The following is a 25860-nucleotide window of genomic DNA, read 5'->3' on the forward strand; positions in this document are numbered from 1 at the left end:
ATCAGCATCGGTATTGTGAGCGTATAAACCGCCAGTGCCACACAGGAAGTTTTCGTCTTCTTCGACTGAGAAGTCGTAGACGAACTCGCCAGTTGGAGCCAATTCTTCAACTGCCAAGACTTCTAAGCCAACCATATCGTCGCTCAATGGCGTGAAGGCTTGAGCTTTGGTCGCTGGTTTGGCCAAATGTGCCTCGACTTTGGCGGCCAAATGGTGGCGCTGCCAAACCCCACGCAATTGCTCTAGCTGTTGCTTGCCGCTAATTGCAATATTGTAGTAGTCGTGCACGGTTTGAATTGGTGCATCGGCTGGTAAGTTGGGCTTGATGTTGCTAACACCAGCAAAAATACCAAGCTGTCCAAGCAAATAGAGCAAGCCATCTTTGAGTTCGGTCGAATTGGTGGTCATGCTGATTGTGCTACCGCTGAGTGTGCCATCGCCAAGGAAATAGCCTTCGAGATAGCTGCGCTGCAAATCGTTGCTCAAGCTGAACAGCATATTTGGCACACGTTTTTGATGGGCAACTGAACCCAAGCCTAAGGCTCGAATCAGCCGCGCCGCCAAAACGCTATGGAAATAGCATTTGATCCCGCCATTATCGGGCGATTGGTAGAAGCGTGGTGTTTCGCCAAAGAGCTGCTCGATCGTGGTTTTTAGCTCATCGAAAAAGGCTGCATCTTTTTGTCCCAACGACAAACTGACTTGATGTTTGCTCAAGGAGCCTTCAGCGGTGAACCAGCCCAAGAACCACAGCAATTCTGGGGTGATGCTCAACATGCGCGGGAATGCGCGGTCGTCGTGGGCTTGCGGCACAAGCTCAACGTCACGATCAAGCAAATCTAGCTCATCGTTGCTGAAACTATCAAAGGCTTTGTAGTTGCTCACTTCGCGCCAGCGGGCGTTAGCGCTACTATCATCTTGCAGCAACAAACGCTCAATCTTTGATGGCACAAGTTCGTAGCTGATCGGTTCTTCCCAGCCAATCGTTGCCAAATAGTCATCAAATTGCGATTGAATAGGCCGCAGCATGCCACGTTCCCATTGACTAATCGTAATCGCTTGCTTGACTCCAAGCCGTTGGGCAACCGCTTTTTGGCTGAGGCCATTGGCTTGGCGATATTCGACCAAGCGTTCCCAAGCAGCAGTATGCAGGTTAATCCGTGCTTCGTTCCATTGTTCAGGCTGCGAAACGTTGTTGAGCACCCGTTGGGCTGCGATGGTGCGAACACTTTCGCCGCGCAAATACAGGTTATCAATCAAGCCTGCTTCAGCAAACAGCTTCACAAGGTCGATTTCGCGGGGTTGGCTGGCAGGCCGTGGAATTCGACGGCTGGCAACCAACTGATCGCCAAGTCGAATTTGATCGCCCTTTTTCAACACAGGCTGCCCATTTTCGAGCACAAAGACGCTATGCGAGGCGGTTACTTTGACCGAGCGGCCATAGCGTGTGGTCAGTTTGTACATTGGCTCATGGTTGGCGTGACGCATCACGGCTTTGAGTGGGCGAAAACGCGCAACATGACGCTTTTGATCAAAGCTGATCACTTCGTATTCGCTAGCGCTCCGTTGACCTGCAATACATTGATCGATAAATTCGCCGATCCGCACAAATTCAGTATGGCCTTGACCATTACGAATCAAAGTTGGCTCATCACCTGCGACACTCATAATCAAAATGCGATGGTAGCGCAAACGCGAAATATCAAATGTTTCGCCAATACCTGTGCCAAGTGCAGTAATTAATGCTCGAACTTCATTATTCGCCAGCATCTTATCCAAACGTGATTTTTCTACGTTCAGAATTTTACCGCGCAGCGGCAAAATCGCTTGAAAACGGCGATCACGGCCTTGTTTTGCGCTGTTATGAACAAAAATGCCCGATGCTAAAGCAAAGTTATGGGTATAGGGTACTTCAATATCATATACATCAATCAATTGATCGACGGCTTCGATTTTAATAATTTTATGGTTAGTTGGAGCGCCAATTTCTAATGCAGCTAATGCAACATCAGTTTCAACTTCAACCCATATATTTGTTTGCGGATCAAGCACAATATTATATTCACTGGCTTGTTTCCGATACAACGGCATGAGTGAATCGGTTGGGGCTAGTTGACTCGCTGGCTTGTAGCTACCATCACGAAGCATAAAACGATGATCAGGTGTACAGGTAATTACATCGCCATTATCAAGATGGACATTGATGACTTGAGCGTTGCGCTTGGTAATGCGTGGATTGATAATGCGTTCTAATCCAATCTTGCCATCTTTGCGAATGGTGTAACAGAAGTGCTCAATCCCCTGGGCTTGCTCTGCCACAATATCTTTGAATGATAAATTACGTCCGTCAGCAAGCGCAACGAGCGTATCTCCAGAGAAGCATCCACCAGCGCTATCGCCTTCGACGATGAAGATTTCGCAGTGAGCAGGCTCTTTATCTGAGCAGTCGGCCAGTTTGCCAGGTAGTGCAAAGCCTTCGAGTGCACCTTTGCGTTGCACCAAATCGCGGGCTTTACGGGCGGCATCGCGGGCGCGTGAGGCCAACAGCGATTTCTCGATGATTCGGCGGGCTTCGTTGGGATTTTCATCCAAGAATGCCGAAAGCGCCTCGTTGAGCACGGTTTCGACGGCAGTTTTAGCTTCAGGCGTTGCCAATTTGGATTTGGTTTGACTTTCAAATTGCGGGCGAAATAGCTTAATGCTGATAATCGCGGTCAAGCCTTCGCGCACATCTTCACCTGAAAGTGCATCGCCTTCTTTGAGCAAACCTTTATTGCGACCATAGGCATTGATCGTGCGGGTCAAGGCTGCTCGGAAGCCAGTGACGTGCGTACCGCCATCGGGGTTGGCAATATTGTTGGTGAAGGCTAAAAGATTTTCGTTGAAATCGCCAGTGTATTGCATTGCAATTTCAACATTGACGTTTTCATAAGGTTTTTCGACGTAGAACGGCTGAGCTAGCACTGGGCCTTTTTCGCGCGTCAGATGGCGCACAAACGAGACAATCCCACCATCGAAATAATAGGTTACTTCGCGATCATGGTTATAATCGACCAGTTTGAAACGCAGGCTCTTGTTGAGGTAGGCCATATCGCGCAAACGATTAGCCAAGGTGCGATAGTTGAAATCAACCGTGGTAAATAATTGGGCATCAGGCTTGAAGATAATCGTTGTGCCCGTGCCCTCGGCATCGCCAACTGCTTTGACTGGAGCCTGAGGCATGCCAAGGCGAAAATCTTGCGCCCACAGCTTACCATCGCGTTTAACTTCAGCCCGCAAAAATTCGGAAACTGCGTTAACTGCCGAAACCCCGACCCCGTGCAAACCACCAGAAACCTTGTAGCCCTGTGAGCCTTTGAACTTACCACCAGCGTGCAGCTCGGTCAGCACAATTTCCAAGGCCGAACGCCCCTCGACTGGGTGAATATCGGTGGGAATCCCGCGCCCATTATCGACGACAGCGATTGACCCATCAGTCCGCATCTCGACGATGATCGTATCGCAGAAGCCAGCCAAGGCCTCGTCAACCGAGTTATCGACAACTTCATAGACCAAGTGATGTAATGCTGACGTGTCTTGGCCACCGAGATACATCCCCATGTTTTCGCGTACTGCTTCCAAGCCGCGCAACATTTGAATCTGGGCGGCATCGTATGTACTCTGATTGGAATTTGTCGCCATCGAATCGAACCTCACTTTTGTGTTAGGGCAACAGGAAAACGGTGGGCAAGTGAGCCAACACGTTCGCTATAAAAGGCTAATTTTGCTGCTTGTAAACTACAGCTAAGCAACCCAAACAGAGTGCTAGCGGCAATAATGCTGATCAGATCGCTGGCTAATGGCCGCAGTAAAAAGGCCGTGCCATGGATCAAAACGCCACTCGCGAGGATCAGCGGAAAGGCTTCGCGGGGCTGTTGACGAACGAGATTATAGCTTTGGTAGAGCGCCACTAGGGCTGATTGTTGGCCAATAATAATTGCTGCTGGGGCAAGGCTGGCATAAAGCCACAGCGCAATCAGCATCACGCCAAACGCTGCCAACACCAGTTGCGCCCCAAACGCGCTGGCCGAAAGCAAAAAGCTAGCAGCCACAAACGCCGGAATGCCAAAGAGTAAACCAAGCCCAACAATAATCAAGCACATCTTGGTCAAGGCCCAAAGTTGTTTGGGCAACGCCGATAATGCTGGCTTAGTTGTACCGAGCTGCTGGCCGAGCCAAAACAAGACCAATGCGCTTAGGCCTAAGCCAGCGACATTCAACCCAAGCACCAGCAATAACGTCAACCAACCGTTGAACAACCATGGTGCACCAGGGTAGATCGAGGGCGTGCCATCGCCACTGAACAAACTGGGCACGAGATAGGTACCAACGGCGCTTGAACGCAAATCGATGGTTTGTAACAACTCATTGGCCTGCGACCAAAGCTGTTGGCCTTGGGCTTGGCTAAAACGGCTGATGACGCTGCCAATGCTCGCAAGCCAGCGATTGGGCGCTAAAGCTGGCAGCAACGTGAGCCATAGATCCAGCAAAATTGGCATTAAAATAACCCAAGGTGCTCGACGAACGACGCGAAATCCTTGGCTTAGACGTTCCGGAAGATTGCGCCGTTGTGGCTCTTGGGCTTGTGGTTGTAAACGTCTATTCATGGCTCTATTATACCACAAAAGCCCTATTATAACATAATATTTTAGCACAAATTTTCGATATTTAGAACATCGAACACCTAGTATAGAACATATGATGTAGATTTAGTTTTTGATCCACGAAGGACACGAAGAGGACGAAGAGCAGCAACCGCGAAGAGCGCGAAGGGGTCAGGATTCAGCGATGAGGGTTCAGCTTTGAATTATCGAAATCCCATCATCAATCTTGGATTCTGATCGCTATCCCCCTAGCTTGCCTATGCCTCTGGGTTAAATATAGTCTCTGATCCCTGATCCCTAGCCCCCGGTTCTAGTCCACTCATCTATGCTCTATGTTCTATGCTCTATGCTCTATCCCACATTACGGTTAGCGCAATTCCACCCCAACCAGTGGCAAGAAGAGATCAGGCAATTCGATGGTTTGGGTCGCGGTTGGCGTATTGGTTGGGCTATGGGTTGGTGAACTCGTCGCCGTTGACGTTGGCGTATTGGTCGGCGTATTCGTGGCCGTCGCTGTTGACGTGTTGGTCGGGGTTAACGTAACGGTTGGGGTATTGGTTGGAGTACCCGTCGCTGTATTGGTTGGCGTGTTGGTGGCCGTTGCGGTCGGTGTAGCGGTAGCGGTGTTGGTGGGCGTCGCGGTGGCCGTCGCGGTGGGCGTGTTGGTAGCCGTTGGGGTTGGCGTGGCGGTGGTAAGTACAAACCGACAGATTTGGAATGATTCGTTGCGGCTGCTCATGGTAAAAACATTATTGGCAAACTGCCGACCGCCAACCACAAACACCGTGTCGTTGATGCTATCGGCCTCGGCTCCATAGCGCGAGCTATTCAACAATACTTCTGACCATTGATTGGTGTGTTGATCAAAGATCAGGCTTGAGTTCGAGGCGACAACTGGCATTGAATAGCCTGTAGTAATCACAAAAAAGCGATCAAGAATTTGAGCATCGCCACCTTGCATTTGGCGGCGTGGCAAGTTTGGCGCAGGCATCCAAATATTCAAGTTGGGATCATAGATCTCCATGGTATCCATGGCAGTTTGATTGCTGATTGTAGCCGTGCCGCCTGCAAGATAGATTTTATTGCCAATCACGCCAGCCGAAGCAAATGCCCTGGCGGTCGTCATGGATGGGCCAGCATTCCATACTTGCGCAATAGGATCGAAAATCCAGACGCTAGCTAAACCATTGCTGCCATTCGACCCACCAATAATATAGAGGTTGCCATTAACAACTGCCGATTGATAATAGGCTAATGCGATTGGCAAACTAGGGCCGCTGCGCCAAGTATCGAGCGTTGGCGAATAAATTTGTAAGCTGCTGATCAAACCTGTCGTGGTCGAGCCACCAGTGGTATAGCCCCCAGCCACATAAATTTCGCCGTTGAGGGTAGCGGCATCAGCGCCAAATACTGGTGTAAGCATGGCCGCCCGTTGTTGCCAACTCCCCGTAATTGGCTGGTAGCGTAGGGTATTCGCCAAAGCAGGCGAATTGTTATTTGGCCCTTGACCACCGATTTGGAAAAGCGCTCCATCAGCACTAACTACTGATGAATAACGCGCAGCAACCAACGAATCCTCGCGATCAATCCACTGCCCAAGGGCACAATTCGTTACAATTGCTTGATTCAGCTCAACTAAGCCATTGCTCAATTGCAAAGTCGTTTGATCGCTGGTATGCGGCTGGGCAGTTGCTGGAATCTGCACACTAACCGTAATTGGGCGGCTGCTTTGAGCAGGAATAGCAAGCTGATTAAACGGCAAACTGCTGGGCCAAACACTTGCGGCCAAATTCAAATTGAGCGTTTGAGCATTAGGGTAATTGTTGCGGACACTTAAAGGATAGAGCAAGGTATCGCCAGCACAACCTTGATTGCTGGTTGTGCCAAAAATTTCAATCGGCGGCGTATCTTGAATCAGCACATCATCGAGCAAAAGATTGGCCCCAAAATCGCTGATGCCTAAAAATCCAAGGTAAAACGGCTGACCTGCGCTAGCAAACGGCAAATCAAGCTGATACTGCGTCCAACCATCGGTTGCCCGATAGCGTGGATAGCTGGCGTGAGTTACGTAGTTTTGGCCATCGCTGCTGGTTTGCAACAGCAACGTATCAGCCGATGTTGGAAAAATCGCGCTATGGTAATACCAAAAACTGACCCGCAACACGCTGGTTGTGGGAGTGAGCACGACTGATAATCGCGCTGCATTGCCGTTGATTGTCGAATAGCTATTGAAATGGGCCATGCCCGCGCCAGTATGAGGCTGGGCCGTCGGGCGCGTCGCACTTGTCACATACGTCCATTCAGGATCAGGCGTGTCGGTCGAGGTAATAATTGTTGTTGACCAATTGAGCGGCGGAAAACTAGCAGTATCGAAGCTTTGGTTGATGTAGGTTGTTGGCACAAGCATGGTTTGCGAGCGCGGCGTTGGCCGTTGTAGCTCACGCGCTTGGGTATACGAGCCACCGAAAAAGAGCAGCACCAACCCCAGCAGGAGCACAATCCGAAGGGTACGCGTAGTCATGGGCTTGCCTCCAACAAGTACAACCGCAATCAACGATAGCCGATAGTAATTAATTAATCCGTAGCAATAAAAAGTGGTTAGCCCCATTATACGCGCATTCGCCAACCAAAGGCTAGAACGTTCCACGAGGGCGCTAGGCTATAGGCTGTTGGCTTTTGGCATTTAGGTTGTTATGATCTTTAGGATGCCACGAATCATCCGATAGCCTAGCGCCTTCAGCCTATAGCCCCTCTCCACTCTGCGCCTCTGCGTTAAAACCTCATTCACAAAATTTATTTTTAGCCCCAGATACACCCAGATTGTTTTGATTCTCATCCTATTAGCGATTCCCTGCTCCATCGCCCTTGACCGCTGGCCCCTATGTTCTATGCTCTTTGCTCTATGTTCTTTTTAATTTTTGCCTTCTGACTTTTGCCTTTTGACTTGGCGTATACTTAGGCCTATGTTGACGATTCGCCAAACCAGCATGTTGATAACGTTGCAGGATGCGGGGCGTGCAGGCCTACGCCATTGGGGTGTGCCCGCCAGCGGAGCGCTTGATTGGGTAGCGCATGGCTTAGCAAGCCGCTTGGTTGGCAATGATACAGATCGTGCCAGCCTCGAAATTACCGCAGCTGGTGCTTGTTTGCACTTCAGCCAATTAACCATCATCAGTTTGGTCGGTGCAGATTTAGGCGCAGAATTAAACAATCAGCCAATCAGCCTTGGCCGAGCATGGCTGGTGCGGCCTGATAGCGAATTGCGGTTTACCCAACGCCACGTTGGCGCACGTTGTTACTTGGCAATTTCAGGCGGCTTCAGCATTGCACACCAACTTGGTTCGCAAAGCACATTACTCGGCGCACCATGGCCAGGCTATTTAGCGCGGCCCTTGAACATTGGCGATCAATTGGCCTATACCGAGCCAAATTTGAGCCTTGCTGGGCGTGGTTTGGACACAGCATCCAGCATTTCAAGCCAAGCCCCAATTCGCTATCTGCCCAATCGCCAACTTTCCAACAACCTTCAACGCCAATTTCAAGCCCAAACCTGGCAAATTAGCAGCAAAAGCAATCGCATGGGCTATCGTTGCGACGGGTCAGCTTTGGCAGCTCCGACTCAAGCAGTTCGATCATTTGGGGTTGTGCCAGGCACAATTCAGCTACCACCTGATGGTCAGCCAATTGTGCTGTTGGCCGATGCCCAAACCACTGGTGGCTACCCAGTGCTTGGCGTGGTGATTCGCGCCGACTTGCCAAAACTGGCTCAGCGCTTGGCTTCGGAGTATTTGCAATTTCAGCCAATCGGGGTTACACTAGCCGAACGCGCTTTTGCTGAACAACTAAACATCCTCAAAGCCAACTTCGAGCCAGAACCACTCATTCTTGGGACACCAATTTAGACTTAACCCTATGGTACTAACTCCCTATCCCCCAAAAAGATTGTGCAAAAATAAACAATACCTCAAAAATGTGGGTAAGTGTGGGATAATGTGGGATAACTTTTTGAAATTTGTCAAATTAATTGTTTTTCCACAGCCATAATAACACAAATGTTCGTTATAATTTCAAAACCCGCTTGTTAATAAAAACACATGTTCGCAATTCTATCCCCAAATGCTTAAAGTTACCCCCAAAAATGTGGATAACCATGTGGGATATGTGGGAAACTTGGGATATGTGGGATATTTCATGGCCAGCAAATGATTGTGTATAATCGCCAAGGCCAACGATAGTCGCGGCCAAAATCATAGATTTGAGGCTTTTTATGCGCAGCTATCAGCTTGCAAAAGCACTTTTGTTTCGTTTACCACCAGAAAAAGCTCATCGGCTCACCACTTTAGGCCTAGATTTGGCCACTCGTTTACCATTTACCGCAGGATTATTCCGTTCCTTCCATCACAATGACCCATTGCTTAACACCAATTTATGTGGGTTAACGTTTAATAATCCGGTTGGTTTAGCAGCAGGTTTCGATAAAGACGGCACGCATATCCGTGGAATGCGTCAATTGGGCTTCGGTTTTTTGGAATTGGGTACAGTTACGCCCAAACCTCAATTTGGCAACGAACAGCCGCGTTTATTTCGTTTAATCGAAGATCAAGCATTAATCAATCGAATGGGATTTAATAATGCCGGAATTACAGCACTTGCTCAACGTTTAGCCAAACAGCCCCGCATCATTCCACTTGGAATTAATTTGGGCAAGAATAAAATTACGCCAAACGAACAAGCCGCTGATGATTATCGCCAAGGCATTAATTTGCTTGGTGAATATGCCGATTACATTGTGATCAATATTTCGTCGCCGAATACACCTGGTTTGCGCGAACTCAGCCGCCGCGAGCCATTGGCCGAATTATTGCAGGTTGTCAAAACTGCCCGCCAACAATTACGCCATCAGGCTCCACTGTTCGTCAAGCTCTCGCCCGATGAAGATCGCGAAGGCTTGGATGCAGCGCTTGGCGCAGCGCTTGATGCTGGGGTTGATGGGATTATCGCCACCAATACAACTGTCAGCCGCGAAAATTTACGTTCTGCTCAGCAAACCGAAACTGGCGGCTTAAGTGGCGCTCCACTCAAAACCAAGGCCTTGACAACCCTCAAATATATCTATCAAACAACCAACGGCAAGCTCCCATTGATTGGAGTTGGCGGAATTGCCAGCGGCCAAGATGCTTACGAACGGATTTTGGCGGGCGCGAGTGCCGTGCAACTCTATACCAGCCTGATCTATGCTGGGCCACAATTGGTTGGCACCATCAACCGTGAGCTAGCGGCATTACTACGGCGTGATGGCTTTGATTCAATTCAAACAGCCGTTGGGTCAGCCGTTTAGCGCTAGAGAGGGGACGCAAAGTCACCCGTATGGCAAAATCAAGATGACACCAGAGCATGACATAACTGGTTGCGCTGCCCTAGGTGGCGTGGTAAGATGCATCGCATGGAGCGGCAATTAACTAAGTATGCACCACGATGATGCATAGAAAGGTTTCAGCGTTATGGTTCGCGTCCAGGTTGATAGCATACGCTTTAGTCTACTCACACAACAACGGATTGTTGTCCTGCGGGAACTTAACAGCCGTCGCTATGTGACAATCTGGATCGGCCCGTTTGAAGCCGATGCAATTGCACTAGCCGTCCAAGGCCACGAGCCACCACGCCCAATGACCCACGATCTGCTTTTGGCAACCGTCAAAGCACTGGGCGGCACGATTCGCGAAGTTGTGGTTAGCGATTTCCGCGATAGCACCTTCTTTGCACGCTTAGTTGTCGATAATAACGGCCAAGCCATCGAGCTTGATTCACGTTCGAGCGATGCAATTGCCCTGGCAGTTCGCGCTGAAGCCCCCATTTTCGTGGCCGACCATGTGATGGATGAATTGGGCCATATGATGGACGACCAAGACGAAAGCGAAGATATTCCGACAACATCGGTTTCGCAGGCTGAACCTGAGGCTGCCCCCACCACCGATGAAGAAGAGCTTTCGATCTTCCGTAAATTCATCGACTCAATCGATCCTGAATCGGATCAATAGCTCGCCTGTAGCCCGCTCCTTTGGCCTCAACTGATACTTCAGTTGGGGCTTTTTTGTGCCCAAATTTAGGGCTTGGATTGTCCACATGTTTCCACAGCTATCCACAGGCTCATGAGCCGATCATGCTATCCAGAGGTTTTCCACCGAGTTATCAGCAGCTTTTCCACATATCGTCCACGCGGCATGCCTACTATATCTAGGGCCATGCAACTAAACTCTGTCCTAGATTTAGCGTTATCCCCGTTTATTCGCCAGTTATCCCCAAAGTTATCCACAAAATGGGGATAACTAGCCTGTTGGTGTGGAAAACTCGCCGTCATGTGGACAATCATGGGGAAAGCATGTGCGCCGATCGTGCACAACAATCCACAACATGAGCTAATCCCCAAACCCATGGGGAACATGGGGAAACTCTTCCACGATCTATCCCGATCAATCATGCGCCACTACAACAACATGAAACGCGATCTTTCCACAAATCCACATACTCTACTGTTAACGTCTATTTCATGATCCTAATTAAATAATATATTGGGGATATCCCCAATGCTGCGCATTGGATTTAAACCAATTGGGAAAAGTTGAAACTGAACATGCATACAAACTAAATCTTCCTAGCCTAAAATTTAAATTTATCGAATTTATCTACGTATTTAGGTGTTTATTTGCCTGTTTATTCTCTGTGTAAATGCTTTTTAAAGTATGCTAGGATGTAGGCAGCCATTTCTAGTGAAGACGGAGCCTTGTTATGTCTGATGAGCAGCGAGCCACGATTCGGATTTTGTTAGCCGAAGATAACGAACTAGTGGCCTTAACCATGGAAGAATATTTGACCGATTTGGGCTTTCAGGTGGTGGGAGTTGCCCGCACCGGAACCCAAGCCTTGGAGTTGGCACGCCAATTAGAGCCTGATATGGCGATTCTTGATGTTAAGTTGCCCGAATTGGAAGGAACCGAGGTTGCCGCACGGCTTTATGCTGAACGCCCGATGCCAATTGTAATGGTAACCGCTTTTACCGACCGCGACACCATTCGCAAGGCTGAACGGGCTGGGGCACTGGGCTATTTGGTCAAACCTGTCACGATGGAAGCATTAACCCCAGCGATTGATATTGCCTTAGCTCGCTTTGCCGAAATTCGTGCGTTGCGCCAAGAAGTTGATGCTTTGCATGAATCGCTGGAAGCTCGCAAATTAATCGAGCGAGCTAAAGGGATTTTGATGCAGCGCTTGAATATTAGCGAACACGATGCCTACGAACGGTTGCGCCATCGGGCACGCGAAAAGCGGGTTAAACTCAAAGATATTGCCCAGACGATCATCGATGCTGAAGCCTTGCTCTCATAATTGCCCCAGCAGCCTCGTTTGCTTGATTTTGGTCTTTTTGGCTTATTGCCGAGCTAAACGAAGCGCCCTTGTTGGATTGCCGACAGGAGCGCTTCAAGCGTTAAGCGAGCACAATGACGTTGGGATTATGGGGGTGAATTTTGACTTGCACCATATCGCCTGCATCAGGTGCTTTGAGTAATTCAAGGAATGGATAGATTTTGCGCGTGGTTTGTTCGAGGCGTAATTCCAGCTCAAACTCAAAAATCCGCCGACCATAGGTGCCGCGTAGCCAGCCAGTTGGGGTGGCACTCACAACCAGCGCCTGCTGAATTTGGCCATTGAGTTTGGCTTCGCGTTCAGCTGGCGGACTGTATAAGTGCATACCATGGCGAATTGCCTTCGCGATCAAGCCGCCAATCAGCAACAGCAAGAGTGCGATCGTCAATCCAAGCGGAAATCCAGCTACCTGAGCCGCCCCAATTGCTGGAATAAACAACGAAATGGCTAGCCCCAACAACACTGCATCGATCCATAAGCCGCGTAGGCGTTTGGCAACAGGCATGAATGGTATCCCTTGATGTTTCAAACTTGTTTCATTGGGTATAGTTTAGTTGATTTTGGTTTGTTGGTTCGCGATAGCTATTGACAAAAAACGCTACTTTTTGTCAATAGCCGACCTAGCTTGGGGTTTAAACTCTGGCGCTATTGACAAAAAAGGCTACTTTTTGTCAATAGCTATCTACTATTGAGTGATTCGCACAATAGCGTGTTGATTAAATTCTAGCTTATTGGCATTGGTTGTTGAGTGCTTGATCGAGCGCTGTAGGGTTTGCTTGCAATGCCTGTAACGTTAGGCTTTGCATTTTCCACGGCTGATCTGGCTCGGTGTTGTTGCGATGCAATGTGACACAGCCCGCTTGTACTTGCAATTGACCATCTTGATCGTTGGTTAGCCACACCAGATTGGTCGAATAATACAAGTTGCCTGCACCAGCATCAATCAAACCTTGTGGGTTAATCAACACTTGGATTGATTGGTTCGGATCAAATTGTTGGCTCCAGGTTGCCACATCGCTGGCTGGTTGTTCGTGCCAATAATTCCAGGCTTGAGCATAATTGGCTTGGTTCAAGGTGGAGATATACAGAGCTAACGTTTGTTCAGGCGTTTGAACTCTGGCTGGTGGCTCGATCGCTGGGCAAATTTGGCCAATCTGTTGGCTCATAGCTTGTAGATCGTTGGTCAGCTCAAATTGGCTATTGCGAATGTGCCAAGGCTCAGTTGGGCCGTTGATATTGACCCGATGCAATTCATAGCAACCTACAAAATATTGCCAACCTGCTTGGCGATCATAAGCAATCAAGCCGGCAGCAACCCTCGTATTTTGGTTGCCAGCACCAACATCAATCACAAAATGCGGATCGATCAACACCTTGACGCTAAGTGTTTGCTCGTAGCCTTGTTCGAATTGATCGAACGGCATCGGCGCGACTTCAAAATAGCCATAGGCACGTTGATAGTCGGCGAGATTGACCGCATTGTAGAAGCTTGCCAACAAGCTCAGCGGATCTTGACGATCATCGAATGCTGGTAGATTGGGTGGGCTGGGTGGAGCGGAATTATCCTCACTGACTGCGGTTTGGCTGACTGCTGGAGTTGAGGTTGATTGATCGGGGTTGGCTGCTGGAATACTAGCGGTTGGCTGTTCTGGCAATGGTTGTATCGTAGCTGGGGTGCTATTACTGCAAGCGCTGAGCAATGCAAGGCCCAAAATAAGCATTAGACGTGAATAACGGTGCACGATGGCCTCCTTTCATCGTGCAGTATACGCCGCCTATGATCGGTTTGGGGTGACAACGCTCTGATGAGTTGCTGATAATCGAATTAGGCCTCGTTCAAGCGCATAATAATTTCGCCATCTTCGACCTCGCCAGTTGCTTCAAAGCCTACTTTTTGATAAAGCTTTTCGGCGACCTCATTGCCTGGCACATAACTCAGCCGAATTTCAGTGCGATAAGCTTTATGTTTGAGATGCTCGATGATGGCCAAAAGTGCTGGTTTGGAATAACCCTTGCCTTGGTGCTCGGCCCCAATCATAAAGCGAATAATCCAATCGTGGCCAGTTTTAGTGTCGCGGCCCATCATCACAAAACCAACCAAATCGCTGTCGGCATAAATCGCGCGTGGCTCCCAATCGGGGTGCACATAGGCTTCGGCCACCGAAAACATATTTTGCGCCACAAATTGGGTTTGATCATCGCGAACTTTGAGTTTGAGCACAGGCCGCAAGTTTTCCTCGGTAATTGGTTCTAAACGAATCGTTGCCATGGTAAAACCTCTGTTTAGAAAAGGATGAAGGATGAGGGATGAAAAGGGATTAGGTTTTAACTCAGAGGCGCAGATGGTGTGATAGGGGTCAGGTGCTAGTTGTCAGGGGACAGACCATAGAGATAATTGTTTAGGATTGTGGGTTCTGGCTCCTGATTCCTGACATCCATTCGCTCGTCATTTGTGCTCTTCGTGGATCAACCGTCTGGCCCCTAAATTCTGACCCCTGACCCCTCGCATAAAACAAACCAGCGATGAAGGTGTTGCTGCCCTCATCGCTGGAATAGTGCTAGCGTTTAGTCGCCGCCGAGAATGCTGCCGATGATGTTACCACCGGCGCTGCCGCCGCCGCCACTGGCTGGCATGTATTCAGCCAATTTCTTGGCGACGTTCATGACCGGCATAGTTTGTAGCCAAACTTTACCAGGGCCGCGCAAGGTTGCTAGGAACAAGCCTTCGCCGCCGAAGAGAATATTCTTGAAACCGCGAACCATTTCAATATCGAACTGCACGCTTGGCTCATACATCGCCACGTGACCAGTATCGACCTTCATTACCTGGCCTGGTTGCAAGTAGTATTCGACGACTTCACCATCAAGCTCGGCAAAAACCACGCCTGGGCCAGTCGCCCGTTGCATGATAAAGCCTTCGCCGCCAAACAGGCCCGCGCCCAATTTACGTCGAAAGTGAATATCAAGCTGAACCGACTTTTCGGCACACATAAACGAATCTTTTTGCATGATGATTTCTTGGCCGGGGGCGAGGTGCAATGGCACAATCTTGCCAGGCATTTCGCTGGCAAAACCAATCAAACCAGTGCCGCCTGCAACCGTGAAATCGACGATGAACAACGATTCGCCTGAGAAAGCCCGTTTGAACATTTTGCCGATGCCACCGCCAGAATTCGTGTTCATCTGAACGTTGCCGCTCATCCACGACATCCCGCCGCTTTCCGAGAAAATCATCTGGCCTGGATCAAGCTCGATGATCGCTGCTTGAAGTACCGAACCAATAATTTTGTAGCGCAAACCAGTGGTCATGCCACGGCCACTCAAGGCAACTGGTGGTTCGGGCAAATCGAGCGGGCGGCCTGGCTCGCTAGCCATGGTGTATGCGCCTGCTGGAGCGCCGTAGTTTGGTTGGGGCGGTGGTGGTGGATAGCCACCTTGGGGCTGCTGTGGTGGGTAACCGCCTTGGGGTTGGTTCGGGATGGGCTGGCCAGTTTGGGGATCAAATTTAGGTCGATAATCGTTATCAGACATCACACGCTCCTCAAATGCTAGCACAAAGCTGTGCAACATACTTGGTAATTGCATTGTACAACTGTCGTCTAGTACGCCCGTGCTTGGCCAAATGTTGCTAGGGCTGGTGGTTGCGCTTAATGATGCTATGCGTTATGATGGTAGCGCGTTTCTACCGTTGGGGATGGGCCAAACCGGCTATCCCAATGGTCTCCACCGACACACAAGGAGTTTCCAGCATGCGGCGTTTTGGAGCGATTCTGGCCTTTTTAATTGGCGCAGTTGTGGGTTTAGTTGGCGGCGCGGCCTTGCTAGCCTATGCCTATCAAGTGGCGGGTTTATATCCCCCCGACGATGCCACGATTAAATTCATTGCCCAAGAACGGGGCTGGTTCGACCCGAACACCGAGGAAACACCTGCATCCTAAGACCCACCCTGTTCGCCCTGTTGCCTCTCCGAATGTTTTGCTTGTCCGCTGTTGAGGAGGTATCATCGTGGATACGCCATGGACAACACACTACGAGCCAACGGTCAAGCCCTCATTGCAGTACTCCACTGAGCCGTTGATTTCGTTATTGGATAGCGCCGTTGCCAATTATCCCAATCAGGTGGCTACAAACTTTGTACTGAAATATGTACTTGGTGGTCGGGTGGCAATTGGCGGTTCGCTCACCTATCGGCAATTGAAGGAAGCGGTTGATCGGTTTGCCACAGCCTTGCATGGCTTGGGTGTTCGCAAGGGCGATCGCTTTGCGATTATGCTGCCCAATACGCCTCAGTTTGTGATTGGCTTTTTCGCGGCGCTGCGTTTGGGAGCCACGGTTGTTAATATCAACCCAACCTACTCGCCGCGCGAACTCAAGCATCAATTGGCCGACTCTGGCGCTGAGACAATTTTTGTGCTTAGCCCGTTCTACCCCAAAGTTCAAGAAATTTTGGCCGAAACCCCGCTCAAACGTGTGATCGTCACCTACGTTCACGATGTTTTATCCTTCCCCCAAAGCATGCTTGTGCGGCGCACCCAGCAAAAAGACCCCAGTTGGGTTGAAATTACCCCCGATCGCACGACCTTGATGTTTAGCACATTGCTGGCTGAATATCCACCAGCCCCGCCTAAAGTGGTGATGGATGGCCATGATGTGGCGCTGTTTCAATATACGGGCGGTACAACTGGCGCTCCCAAAGCAGCGATGCTAACCCACTACAACATTATGGCCAACACCAGCCAATTGTTGAATTGGATGAATGACCTTAAAGCTGGCCAAGAGCGTGTGATGTGTGCTATTCCGTTTTTCCATGTCTATGGGATGACGGTTGGCATGTGCTTTGCGGTGGCAATTGGCGCAGAAATGGTGATCATTCCCAATCCACGGCCAGTTGATGGTGTGTTGGAAGCCTTGCACAACGAACGTGCAACGATCTTCCCTGGTGTGCCAGCGCTCTACATTGGGATTATCAATCACAAAGATATTGATAAATACAATTTGCGCTCGATCAAGGCCTGTATCAGTGGCTCGGCGGCGTTGCCAATGGAAGTTCAAGAGAAATTTGGTGAATTAACTGGTGGGCGTTTGGTCGAAGGCTACGGCCTGACCGAAGCGGCTCCAGTTACCCACTGTAACCCAGTTTTTGGCACGCGCAAATCTGGCTCAATTGGCGTACCAATGCCCGATGTTGAAGTGCAAATTTTGGATCTTGAGACTGAAGCACCGTTGCCAATTGGCTCAGAGCGTGAAGGCGAATTGCTGATTCGTGCGCCGCAAATTATGAAGGGCTATTGGGGCCGTGATGATGAAACCGCCAAAGTACTGACCGAAGATGGTTGGCTACGCACTGGCGATATTGTCAAAACCGATAGCGATGGCTATTTCTATGTGGTCGATCGCAAGAAAGACTTAATTATCGCTTCGGGCTATAATATTGTGCCACGTGAAGTCGAGGAAGTGCTGTTTATGCACCCAGCCGTGCTTGAAGCGGCTGTGGCTGGCATTCCTGATACCTACCGTGGTGAAACAGTTAAGGCCTTTGTGGTGCTCAAGCCCGATGCGGCTGCCACCGCCAAAGAAATTCGCGATTTTTGCAAGGAAAATCTCGCACCTTATAAAGTTCCAACCCAAGTGGAATTTATTGAGGAACTGCCCAAAACCCAAGTTGGCAAAGTGCTACGGCGGGTATTGGTCGAGATGGAAAAGCAAAAACAAGCTGAGCAAATCCAGCAGGAGGCAAGTTAGGCTAAACCTAACGTTGGAATATGCGTTCTCGCCATGAAGTTGCCGTGGTGCAATGCCCTGTTTGTGGGGCGCAATTCGATGCGCCCCTGTGGCTGATTCTCGATGCCGAGGAGCAGCCTGGTTTAGTGCAACAGTTATTTGATGGTCGTTTGCGCGAAACCCAATGCCCCTATTGCGAGGCGTTTGGCTCGTTAACTGCACCATTGTTGTATCACGATGCTCGCCATGAGCAATTGATTTTAGCCTTGCCCTTATCGGTTGCCAGTGCTAGCGAGGCTGAGGCTTTGGCCCAGCAATTGGTTGGCTTGTTGCATAGCCGCTTGGTGCTCGAAAAGCTGGATCAAGCTGAGTATTTGGCCCATGTCCAGCTTGCGGCTGACCTTGATGATTTGCAGTTAATGCTGATCCATGCCAGTTATCGCCGCGAGTTAATTGCTCTGATGGCAAAACTCGAATGGCCAGCACAGCAGTTGGCAACAATCGATCAATTTGAGACCTTGCTACAAAGCCATGATCGCGACCATCATCAAGCATTCTGGCAAAGCTTAACTGCTGCCCAACAATCTGACTTAACGTTGCTGTTTGATCGCTTAGCCGCCGTTGTGCCAATAGACAGTGGGCTTAGCGATTTTTTGCGTCGATTAATACCCTAGCGAGAGCCATGCATGCCAATTTCGTATAGCCAACCATATGAGCTTGTTTGCCCAACCTGCCAAACCCCGTTTGTGGCCGAGGCTTGGTTGATTGTTGATGCCGAGGAACGCCCTGATTTGGTGCGGGCGATTCGTGAGGTAAGTTTGCACGATACCCGTTGCCCTGGTTGTGGCCAAACAGGCGTTGTGCCCGCCCCCATTCTGCTACATGATCGGCGAGCCAAAGCGGTGCTATTTGGAGTTCCCTATGGCATGCCCGAAGCCGAATGGAATGAGTTGGCGCAAGGCTTATTGTGGATGTTGATCGGCGCATTGCCACGCGAGAATCAATTGCCCTACCTTGGTAATGTGCAAGCTGAGGCTGGCGTAGCGGGTGTGGCTGAGGCTTTAGATCAACTCAATTACACGCCGCAATCAGCGATTGAAGCAATTGGCGATGCGCTTGGCTCGGAAGATTCGGATAGTTTGCCGCCCTTGGCTGAAGCGATTATGCGCATGCTGGCTGCCGATACTCCCGAAGAATTGCAAGCAGTGTTGCATGAATATCCCTTTTTGCTTGATGAGGCGATGGACGAGGGCTTGGCTGGCTTGGCCGAAGCAGCAGTTGATGCAGGCGAATTTGAAATTAGCCAAGCCTTTGAGCGAGCCAGAATTACCCTGATTCAGCTGCGCCAAACGCTTGATCAATCGAGCCAAACTCAGACTAGCACCAAGCCAGCAGTGGCGGCTCAAGCAAGTGCTCCGCCGCCAGCCAATTGGCATAGCATTCGGCGGGCGGTTTTGGCATGTGAAGATGCTGGCGAGTTGCTGGCTTTACGGGCCGAATATCCAATTTTGGCAAGCGCTGATGCCGATGCTTGGCTCTCTGAAGAGCAACAAGCCTTGCGCGATGTTGGCGATTTAGGCGCAGCTCAATTGATTGGTGAGGCGCGGGCCGTCTTGCGCGGCGAACGCTAAATTTAGAACATAGACATAGAACTAGGGGTCAGGGACTAGGGACTAGGGGTCAGGAAGCAGGAATAACAGGTAGGTAAAAGTCTAGAACATAAGGGTTATGGTTTGGGAACTAGGAGTCAGCCTTAGCCACGAGGATTAAGCATAATGAGTGGTTAATATAGTCCTTCGTGCTCTTCGTGTTCTTCGTGGTTTCAACTTCTGACCCCTAGCCCCTGACTACTGATCCCTTGATAAAAGGAGCCAATTATGCAAGAATTTTTTGAGTTTCGTTTACTGCCACGGGTGTTGTATAAATCAGGTTTGGTTGCCGAAATGGGAGCTGAATTAAGCTCGTTGGGCGCAACCAAGGCCTTTATTGTGACCGATGCTGGTTTGGTCAAGTCGGGCTTGGTCGAGCAGGTTCAACAAGCGTTGGCCGAAACGGTCGAAGTTGTCGGTGTTTACAGCGATGTTCCGCCGAATTCCTCGGTGATCGTGGTTGAAGCAGCTGCTGCTCAAGCCCGCGAATCGGGCGCTGATCTGTTGGTGGCGCTTGGTGGTGGTTCACCGATTGATACCGCCAAAGCCATGCGCATTTTGATTACTGAGGGCGGCAATTTACTTGATTACGAAGGGATTAATGTGCTCGAACGGCGCTTAATTCCGATGGTGGCAATTCCTACGACCGCTGGCACTGGCTCGGAGGCTAGCAACTTTGCTGTGATCAAAGATGAAGCCAATAATGTTAAGCTCTCGTTTACCAGCCCCTATCTTGCGCCAGAGTTGGCGATTCTCGACCCACAAGTGACCCAAAGTTTGCCAGCGCATTTGGCCGCTGCAACTGGTATGGATACGCTGACCCATGCCTTTGAAACCTATGTCTCAACCGAATCTGAGCCGATGAGCGATGCCTTGGCGTTAGGTGCGGTCGAGATTGTTTCGAATTATCTGCGTGACGCGACCCACCATGGCTCGACTAATGAAGAAGCTCGCGGCCAGATGTTGATTGCCTCGTGTATGGCAGGGATTGCCTTTACCAACTCGTATTTGGGTGCGGTGCATGCCTTGGCTCACGCTACAGGCGGCCATTTCCCCTTGCACCATGGCTTGCTCAACTCGATTTTCTTGCCGCATGTAGTTGCCTTTAATGCTAGCACCGTGCCCGATCGGTATGCTCGGTTGGCACGGGCCTTTGGGATCAACACTGGTGGTCGCCCACGCGAAGAAGTGATCGACGATTTGATTGCAGGTTTGCGTCAGTTGGCCAGCGACTGCGGCCTGATTACCCAACTGCGCGATTTGGGCATTCCTGAAGATGCCTTGCCGATGTTGGCTGAACAAGCCTTTGGCGATGGGGCGGTTTACCATAACCCACTAGCCCCAACTGTTGACGATTTACTGGGGATTTTGCAAGCAGCATGGTAGTTGATACGATGACGATCTTCAGCCAGCGTCGCCAGTGGTTGACGCTGGTTACGTTATTAATTGGGCTTTTAATTGGTTTGGGCTTTGTCTCCAATCGCCAATGGCAAGTGCCGCTGAATCTGGGCTTGGAAGAGGGCATCAACAACGATGCCCCGTTTGTGGTTGGCTTTAATGCTGGCGAACAATTGCCTGACCGCTCAGCTCGTTACCGTTGGTCAACCCTGAATGCCCAACTACGCTTTCCCCATGTGCCGCAACGCCACTACTGGCTCGATTTGCCACAACTTACCGGCAACCCAGCTAGCCTCATCATGGGAACCAGCCAATTTACCAGTACCGCCGGACGGGTATTGCATGTGCTGTTGCCTGCCGATGCTGCTGGTAAAGTGGCAATTACGATTGCTCAACCAGTGGTGAGTGATGATCCACGTGAGCTGGGGGCGGCGTTTAGTGGTGGGCAATTGAGCAGCAGTGGTTGGGCTTGGCCTGCGCTCTATCCAACTCTGGCTTGGCTGTTTTTGCTGGCGACACTTGGTTTGAGCATAATCTGGCTTGGTGGTTCAAGCCTTGAAGTTGGCTTGGCAGTTGGCCTGACTGGTTTGGGGGTTGTGGCCGCTACTTGGTTTGCACCATTACGGGCAAGCTATGCTGCACCAGCAATTTTCCAAACAACGTTCTATGGTTTGGCTGCCTTGTTACTGTTACGCTGGGCCTTGCCGCCAATCTTGCAGCGCCTAGGCTTAACGATCAGCCGCGATGTCTTGCGTTGGCTGATTTTGGCAACGGTGCTGGTGTGGTCGCTCAAATTGGGCGGGCGCTTGCTGCTTGAACATATGCCAGGCGATATTGGCTTTCATCGCAACCGGATTCATGCAACCAACCTTGGCGATTTGTTTCGGCCATCGCGCCATCGCGGCATCGATTTTCCCTATCCGCCGGTGTTGTATGCCTTGTTGCAGCCACTGACCTTGACTGGGATTTCAGCCGATTGGTTGTTGCAATTAACCGCCGCAGCCTGTGAAGCCTTGGCGATTCCAGTGCTATTTTGCTTGGGCTTGCGCACAACGGGTTCAAGCCATGGAGCGCTGATTGGCGCGATTATCTATGGGCTTGTGCCAGCGGGCTTTATGACCAACGCTTGGTCGTTTGATTCGCACATTTTTAGCCAATTTGTGGCCTTGCTCCTGGCAACATTTATGGTTTGGACGTGGCAACACTGGCATGAACGACGTAACTGGCTGTGGATTACGCTCGGTTTGAGCACGATTGCGCTCGGCCACTTTGGCTTTTATCTCAATACTGGCTTAATGGGCGGCTTGCTGATGCTGTGGCTGTGGTGGCGCGGCCCACGTTCGCAAGGTTGGGCCTTATTCACCAGCTTGGTAGCAACCCAAGTGATTGTTTGGGCTTTGTATTACTCAAGTTTTATTGGGCTGTTTTTGCAGCAAGGCCAATCGTTTGCCGAAGGCGGCATGAACGCGGTCAATCAGCGCGAAGCTGTGCCACGCCTGCAACTCCTGTGGGATATGATTGATCTTGGGTTTTGGCGGCATTATGGTTTGCTGCCTGTCTTAATCGCGCCATTTGGTTGGTGGCTCAGTCGCAAACATCGCGGCTTGCAATTGGTCATGGGGGCAACATTTGTTGTTAGTTTGATCTTGGCGGCCTTTCCAATTATCAATGGTTCGACCATTACCACCCGTTGGCTAATGTTTAGCGCTTGGCCGATTGCCTTGGCTACTGGCGTTGCCCTCGATTGGTTGTGGCAACGCACGCGCTGGGGTCGCTGGCCTGCGATTTTGATTACCAGTGGTTGTGCGATTTTTGGCATGATCGTCTGGTTTGCCGCGATGGTCTATAAAATTCGCCCACCGGAACCGTTTTAAGCAGTTCAAAAGTCAAAAATCAAAGGTCAAAAAGAGCATAAGGAAATTTATGGTGCTGAAGCATGAATTATGAACGTATTTGTGAAATTCGTGCAATTCGTGGCTCAAAACGATTCTTCGTGACCTTCGTGCTCTTCGTGGTTACAAGCTCTATCTCTTTGCGCTGCGTAAATTATGCTGAAGATTGAACTATTTGGCGATAGTGCCTTATTGATTACTACTCCGCAGCCAGCTCAATTGGCGTTGGCGCTGCGGCATGCCCGTTTGCGCGGGGTTGTTGATGTGGTTGCTGGTTTGGCAACAGTGACTGTCTTGTTTGATTTGCAGGTGACAAATGCTCGCTATGTGCGGCGGCAAATTCATCGGCTCCAATCAAGCCAATCAGCTTTGCCAACGCCGACCATCCATCGAATTCCAATTTGTTACGATGGAATTGATTTGGCTGAAGTTGCCGAACGCTGCCAGTTAACCATCGATCAAGTGATTGCCTTGCATTCCAGTGTCGAATATCGGGTGGCAATGGTTGGGTTCCTGCCGGGCTTTCCCTATCTTGATGGCTTGCCGACGGCCTTGCATTTGCCACGGCGGGCGACTCCCCGCGCTAAAGTTGCGGCTGGCTCGGTGGCGATTGCCAACGATCAGACGGGTATTTATCCTCAAAGCTCGCCTGGTGGCTGGCATATCCTTGGCACGACTCCGCTCCGTTTGTTTGACCCACAGGCCGATCCACCAGCGTTGTTGAACGCAGGCGATGTGGTCTATTTCGAGCCAAATTAGAGTATGAGTATAAAATGATGACTGAAGTCGCAAAGGGTATCTGGCTATAGGCTTTTGGCTATTGGCTGGATCAATTGAAATACCACAGCATGTTTCGATAGCTGATAGCCTTCATAGCCATGTTCTATGTTCTATGTTCTTTGCTCGATGCTCTATGTTCTCCAAATCTGCTATACTCGCCCATAACACAGGTGGTCAGTAGCTCCAAGGAGGTAGCCTCATGGCTGAAGCAGTGTTAATTGATGCCGTTCGCACGCCGATTGGTCGCCAACAAGGCAGCCTACGCGATGTGCGCCCCGATGTTTTATATGCCCATGTGCTCAACAATTTAATTGAACGCACTGGGATCGATCCAAACCTGATTGAAGATGTGGTGACTGGTTGCGTGACCAATACTGGTGAGCAAGGCGCGAATATTGGCCGTTTGGGCGTGATGCTCTCTAATTTGCCAATTACGGTTCCGGCGGTAACCCTCAACCGCATGTGTGGCTCGGCTCAACAGGCGATTCATTTCGCGGCGCAGGCAATTGCCGCAGGCGACGTGAGCTATGCCATCGCTGGCGGGGTTGAATCGATGAGCCGCGTGCCGATGTTTAGCGATGTGACTGGCAATTTTGCCACCTTCAATCCTGCGATCAACGAAAAATATCAATTGGTACACCAAGGCGAATCAGCCGAACTCATCGCTGAGAAATATCAATTATCGCGTACCGAGCTTGATGATTGGAGCTTTGAGAGCCATCAACGCGCCGCTGCCGCGACCAAGGCTGGTTGGTTCAGTCGCCAACTCGCGCCAATCGTTGGCAGCGATAAAACTGGCAATCCCCACGAATTAATCTACGATGAAGGCATTCGCTTCGAGGCTGATCGCGCCAAAATGGGCACGCTCAAAACGGTATTCCGCGCCGATGGCGTGGTGACTGCCGCCAATGCCAGCCAAATTTCCGATGGTGCGGCGGTTGTATTAATTGGTGAGCGCGAACAAGCCCTCGCCGATGGCTTCAAGCCCCGTGCTAAATTTCGTGCTCGCGTGGTTGCCGCTGGCGATCCACGTATGCAGCTGCTCGAAGTAATTCCTGCGACACATAAAGCCTTGGCCAAGGCTGGCTTGAGTATTAATGATATTGATCTGGTTGAAATCAACGAGGCTTTTGCTTCGGTGGTGTTGGCTTGGTTGCATGAATTCAAGCTTGATCCTAGCCGCGTAAATCCCAACGGCGGCGCGATTGCTCATGGCCACCCATTGGGCGCAACTGGCGCAGTCTTGATGAGCAAAATGCTCAACGAACTTGAACGCCGCGATGCCCAATTTGGCTTGCAAGTGATGTGTATCGGCCATGGTCAAGCGACCGCCACGATTATTGAGCGGGTATAACTTGGGGATTGGTTGTCGGGGATCGGGGGATGAATAGAGCATAGAACAATAGTGGTTATGGTCTATAGGCTTGAGGCTAGCGGAATGTTTTGTTGTGTTCCAATAGCCAATAGCCAAAAGTCTATAGCCTGTCTTCGTGTCCTTCGTGGTTAAAAAACTGATCCCCAACAACCAACAACCGATCCCCATTAGATAAGGATCAACAATGGAAATTCAAGCTTTGAGTGTGGTGGTAACTGGTGGGGCTTCAGGCTTGGGCGGGGCAACTGTGCGCCGTTTGCATAGCGCTGGAGCCAAGGTTGTGATTGCCGATCGTAACGTTGAGGTTGGCGAGGCGCTTGCCAAGGAATTAGGCTCAAATGCCCAATTTATAGCTTGTGATGTAACCGATGAAACGTCGCTGGCTGCTGCATTTGATCAGGCGATTGCCAGCAATGGGCGTTTGCAAGCGGTGATTAGCTGTGCCGGCGTTGGCAGCGCCGAGAAAATTCTGGGCCGCAATGGCGTGCATAGCCTTGACCTTTTCAATCGGGTGATGCAGGTTAACTTAAATGGGGTGTTTAATGCCTTGCGCTTGGGTGCTGAACGTATGAGCCAAAATGAGCCAAATGCGGCTGGCGAACGCGGGATCATTATCAACACCGCCTCAATTGCCGCCTTCGATGGCCAAATTGGTCAAGTAGCCTATAGTGCCTCAAAAGGTGCAATTGTGGGTCTAACCCTGCCCGCTGCTCGCGAATTGGCGCGGCATGGCATTCGGGTGATGACGATTGCCCCAGGCACATTCGATACGCCGTTGTTGGCAGGTTTGCCCGAACCAGCCCGCCAAACCTTGGCCGCGCAAGTGCCCTTCCCGCCACGCTTGGGCGATCCGGCGGAGTTTGCCATGCTAGCCCAGCATATTCTCGAAAACCCGATGTTAAATGGTGAGACCATTCGTTTGGATGGTGCATTACGCATGGGCTATAAGTAAGCGTTGAGCTTGGGCAGTGGTACAATCA

19 protein-coding genes and 2 pseudogenes are annotated in these 25860 nt (G+C 50.4%); 13 read left to right on the forward strand and 8 right to left on the reverse strand.

Annotated features, from left to right (window positions below; all coding sequences use genetic code 11):
• Positions 1 to 9 precede the first annotated feature (9 nt).
• The 4 genes and pseudogenes from LCH85_24775 to LCH85_24790 all read right to left on the reverse strand — a co-directional run bounded on the left by LCH85_24775 (position 10) and on the right by LCH85_24790 (position 7164).
• Positions 10 to 2499: pseudogene (locus tag LCH85_24775) on the reverse strand (helix-turn-helix domain-containing protein).
• A 3-nt stretch (positions 2500 to 2502) separates the two neighbouring features.
• A pseudogene (locus LCH85_24780) lies at positions 2503 to 3594 on the reverse strand (DNA gyrase subunit B).
• Positions 3595 to 3692: 98 nt separating this feature from the next.
• Positions 3693 to 4646 (reverse strand): hypothetical protein, encoded by a 954-nt coding sequence (locus tag LCH85_24785; GenBank protein ID MCA0355221.1) that lies wholly within the window; start codon positions 4644 to 4646, stop codon positions 3693 to 3695.
• Positions 4647 to 5010: 364 nt separating this feature from the next.
• Positions 5011 to 7164 (reverse strand): hypothetical protein, encoded by a 2154-nt coding sequence (locus LCH85_24790; GenBank protein MCA0355222.1) that lies wholly within the window; start codon positions 7162 to 7164, stop codon positions 5011 to 5013.
• A gap of 442 nt (positions 7165 to 7606) precedes the next feature.
• Here LCH85_24790 and LCH85_24795 point away from each other — a divergent pair, with 442 nt between their 5' ends.
• The 4 genes from LCH85_24795 (at position 7607) to LCH85_24810 (ending at position 12026) form a co-directional block, all read left to right on the forward strand.
• On the forward strand, positions 7607 to 8545 hold the full coding sequence (locus LCH85_24795) for a biotin-dependent carboxyltransferase family protein (protein MCA0355223.1): 939 nt from the start codon (positions 7607 to 7609) through the stop codon (positions 8543 to 8545).
• A gap of 365 nt (positions 8546 to 8910) precedes the next feature.
• A complete protein-coding gene (locus LCH85_24800; GenBank protein ID MCA0355224.1) occupies positions 8911 to 9981 on the forward strand; it encodes a quinone-dependent dihydroorotate dehydrogenase in 1071 nt (356 codons plus the stop codon).
• 163 nt (positions 9982 to 10144) lie between these two features.
• A complete protein-coding gene (locus LCH85_24805; GenBank protein MCA0355225.1) occupies positions 10145 to 10681 on the forward strand; it encodes a bifunctional nuclease family protein in 537 nt (178 codons plus the stop codon).
• Between the two features lie 748 nt (positions 10682 to 11429).
• On the forward strand, positions 11430 to 12026 hold the full coding sequence (locus LCH85_24810; GenBank protein MCA0355226.1) for a response regulator: 597 nt from the start codon (positions 11430 to 11432) through the stop codon (positions 12024 to 12026).
• Between the two features lie 100 nt (positions 12027 to 12126).
• On the opposite strand, the gene LCH85_24815 is transcribed toward LCH85_24810, so the two are convergent.
• From LCH85_24815 to LCH85_24830, 4 genes are all read right to left on the reverse strand, one after another.
• Positions 12127 to 12570 carry a hypothetical protein gene (locus tag LCH85_24815; protein MCA0355227.1) on the reverse strand — a complete coding sequence of 148 codons (444 nt, stop codon included), beginning with the start codon at positions 12568 to 12570 and terminating at the stop codon, positions 12127 to 12129.
• 223 nt (positions 12571 to 12793) lie between these two features.
• Positions 12794 to 13807: a hypothetical protein gene (locus LCH85_24820; protein MCA0355228.1), complete on the reverse strand. Its 1014-nt coding sequence runs from the start codon at positions 13805 to 13807 to the stop codon at positions 12794 to 12796.
• Between the two features lie 83 nt (positions 13808 to 13890).
• Positions 13891 to 14334: a GNAT family N-acetyltransferase gene (locus tag LCH85_24825; GenBank protein MCA0355229.1), complete on the reverse strand. Its 444-nt coding sequence runs from the start codon at positions 14332 to 14334 to the stop codon at positions 13891 to 13893.
• 296 nt (positions 14335 to 14630) lie between these two features.
• Positions 14631 to 15440, reverse strand: coding sequence for a TIGR00266 family protein (locus LCH85_24830; GenBank protein ID MCA0355230.1), 810 nt, complete (start codon positions 15438 to 15440; stop codon positions 14631 to 14633).
• Between the two features lie 374 nt (positions 15441 to 15814).
• Here LCH85_24830 and LCH85_24835 point away from each other — a divergent pair, with 374 nt between their 5' ends.
• The 9 genes from LCH85_24835 (at position 15815) to LCH85_24875 (ending at position 25832) form a co-directional block, all read left to right on the forward strand.
• Positions 15815 to 16003, forward strand: a complete 189-nt coding sequence (locus tag LCH85_24835; GenBank protein MCA0355231.1) for a hypothetical protein — start codon at positions 15815 to 15817, stop codon at positions 16001 to 16003.
• A gap of 67 nt (positions 16004 to 16070) precedes the next feature.
• Positions 16071 to 17807 carry a long-chain fatty acid--CoA ligase gene (locus LCH85_24840; protein MCA0355232.1) on the forward strand — a complete coding sequence of 579 codons (1737 nt, stop codon included), beginning with the start codon at positions 16071 to 16073 and terminating at the stop codon, positions 17805 to 17807.
• Between the two features lie 20 nt (positions 17808 to 17827).
• The gene (locus LCH85_24845; GenBank protein MCA0355233.1) at positions 17828 to 18460 is read left to right on the forward strand and encodes a CpXC domain-containing protein; all 633 of its coding nucleotides are present in this window, start codon (positions 17828 to 17830) and stop codon (positions 18458 to 18460) included.
• Between the two features lie 12 nt (positions 18461 to 18472).
• Complete coding sequence (locus LCH85_24850; GenBank protein ID MCA0355234.1) at positions 18473 to 19417, forward strand: CpXC domain-containing protein; 945 nt, start codon at positions 18473 to 18475, stop codon at positions 19415 to 19417.
• A 246-nt stretch (positions 19418 to 19663) separates the two neighbouring features.
• On the forward strand, positions 19664 to 20821 hold the full coding sequence (locus LCH85_24855; protein MCA0355235.1) for an iron-containing alcohol dehydrogenase: 1158 nt from the start codon (positions 19664 to 19666) through the stop codon (positions 20819 to 20821).
• Entirely contained in the window at positions 20815 to 22707 is a 1893-nt protein-coding gene (locus LCH85_24860) for a hypothetical protein (protein ID MCA0355236.1), read from the forward strand. The genes LCH85_24855 and LCH85_24860 overlap by 7 nt, the downstream gene beginning before the upstream one ends.
• Before the next feature lie 174 nt (positions 22708 to 22881).
• Positions 22882 to 23484 carry a 5-oxoprolinase subunit PxpB gene (gene pxpB, locus LCH85_24865; GenBank protein ID MCA0355237.1) on the forward strand — a complete coding sequence of 201 codons (603 nt, stop codon included), beginning with the start codon at positions 22882 to 22884 and terminating at the stop codon, positions 23482 to 23484.
• 220 nt (positions 23485 to 23704) lie between these two features.
• Positions 23705 to 24859 carry a thiolase family protein gene (locus tag LCH85_24870; protein ID MCA0355238.1) on the forward strand — a complete coding sequence of 385 codons (1155 nt, stop codon included), beginning with the start codon at positions 23705 to 23707 and terminating at the stop codon, positions 24857 to 24859.
• Between the two features lie 205 nt (positions 24860 to 25064).
• Positions 25065 to 25832, forward strand: coding sequence for a 3-hydroxyacyl-CoA dehydrogenase (locus LCH85_24875; GenBank protein MCA0355239.1), 768 nt, complete (start codon positions 25065 to 25067; stop codon positions 25830 to 25832).
• Positions 25833 to 25860: the final 28 nt, after the last annotated feature.

The organism is Chloroflexota bacterium (genome assembly GCA_020161265.1).
Lineage (GTDB): Bacteria > Chloroflexota > Chloroflexia > Chloroflexales > Herpetosiphonaceae > Herpetosiphon.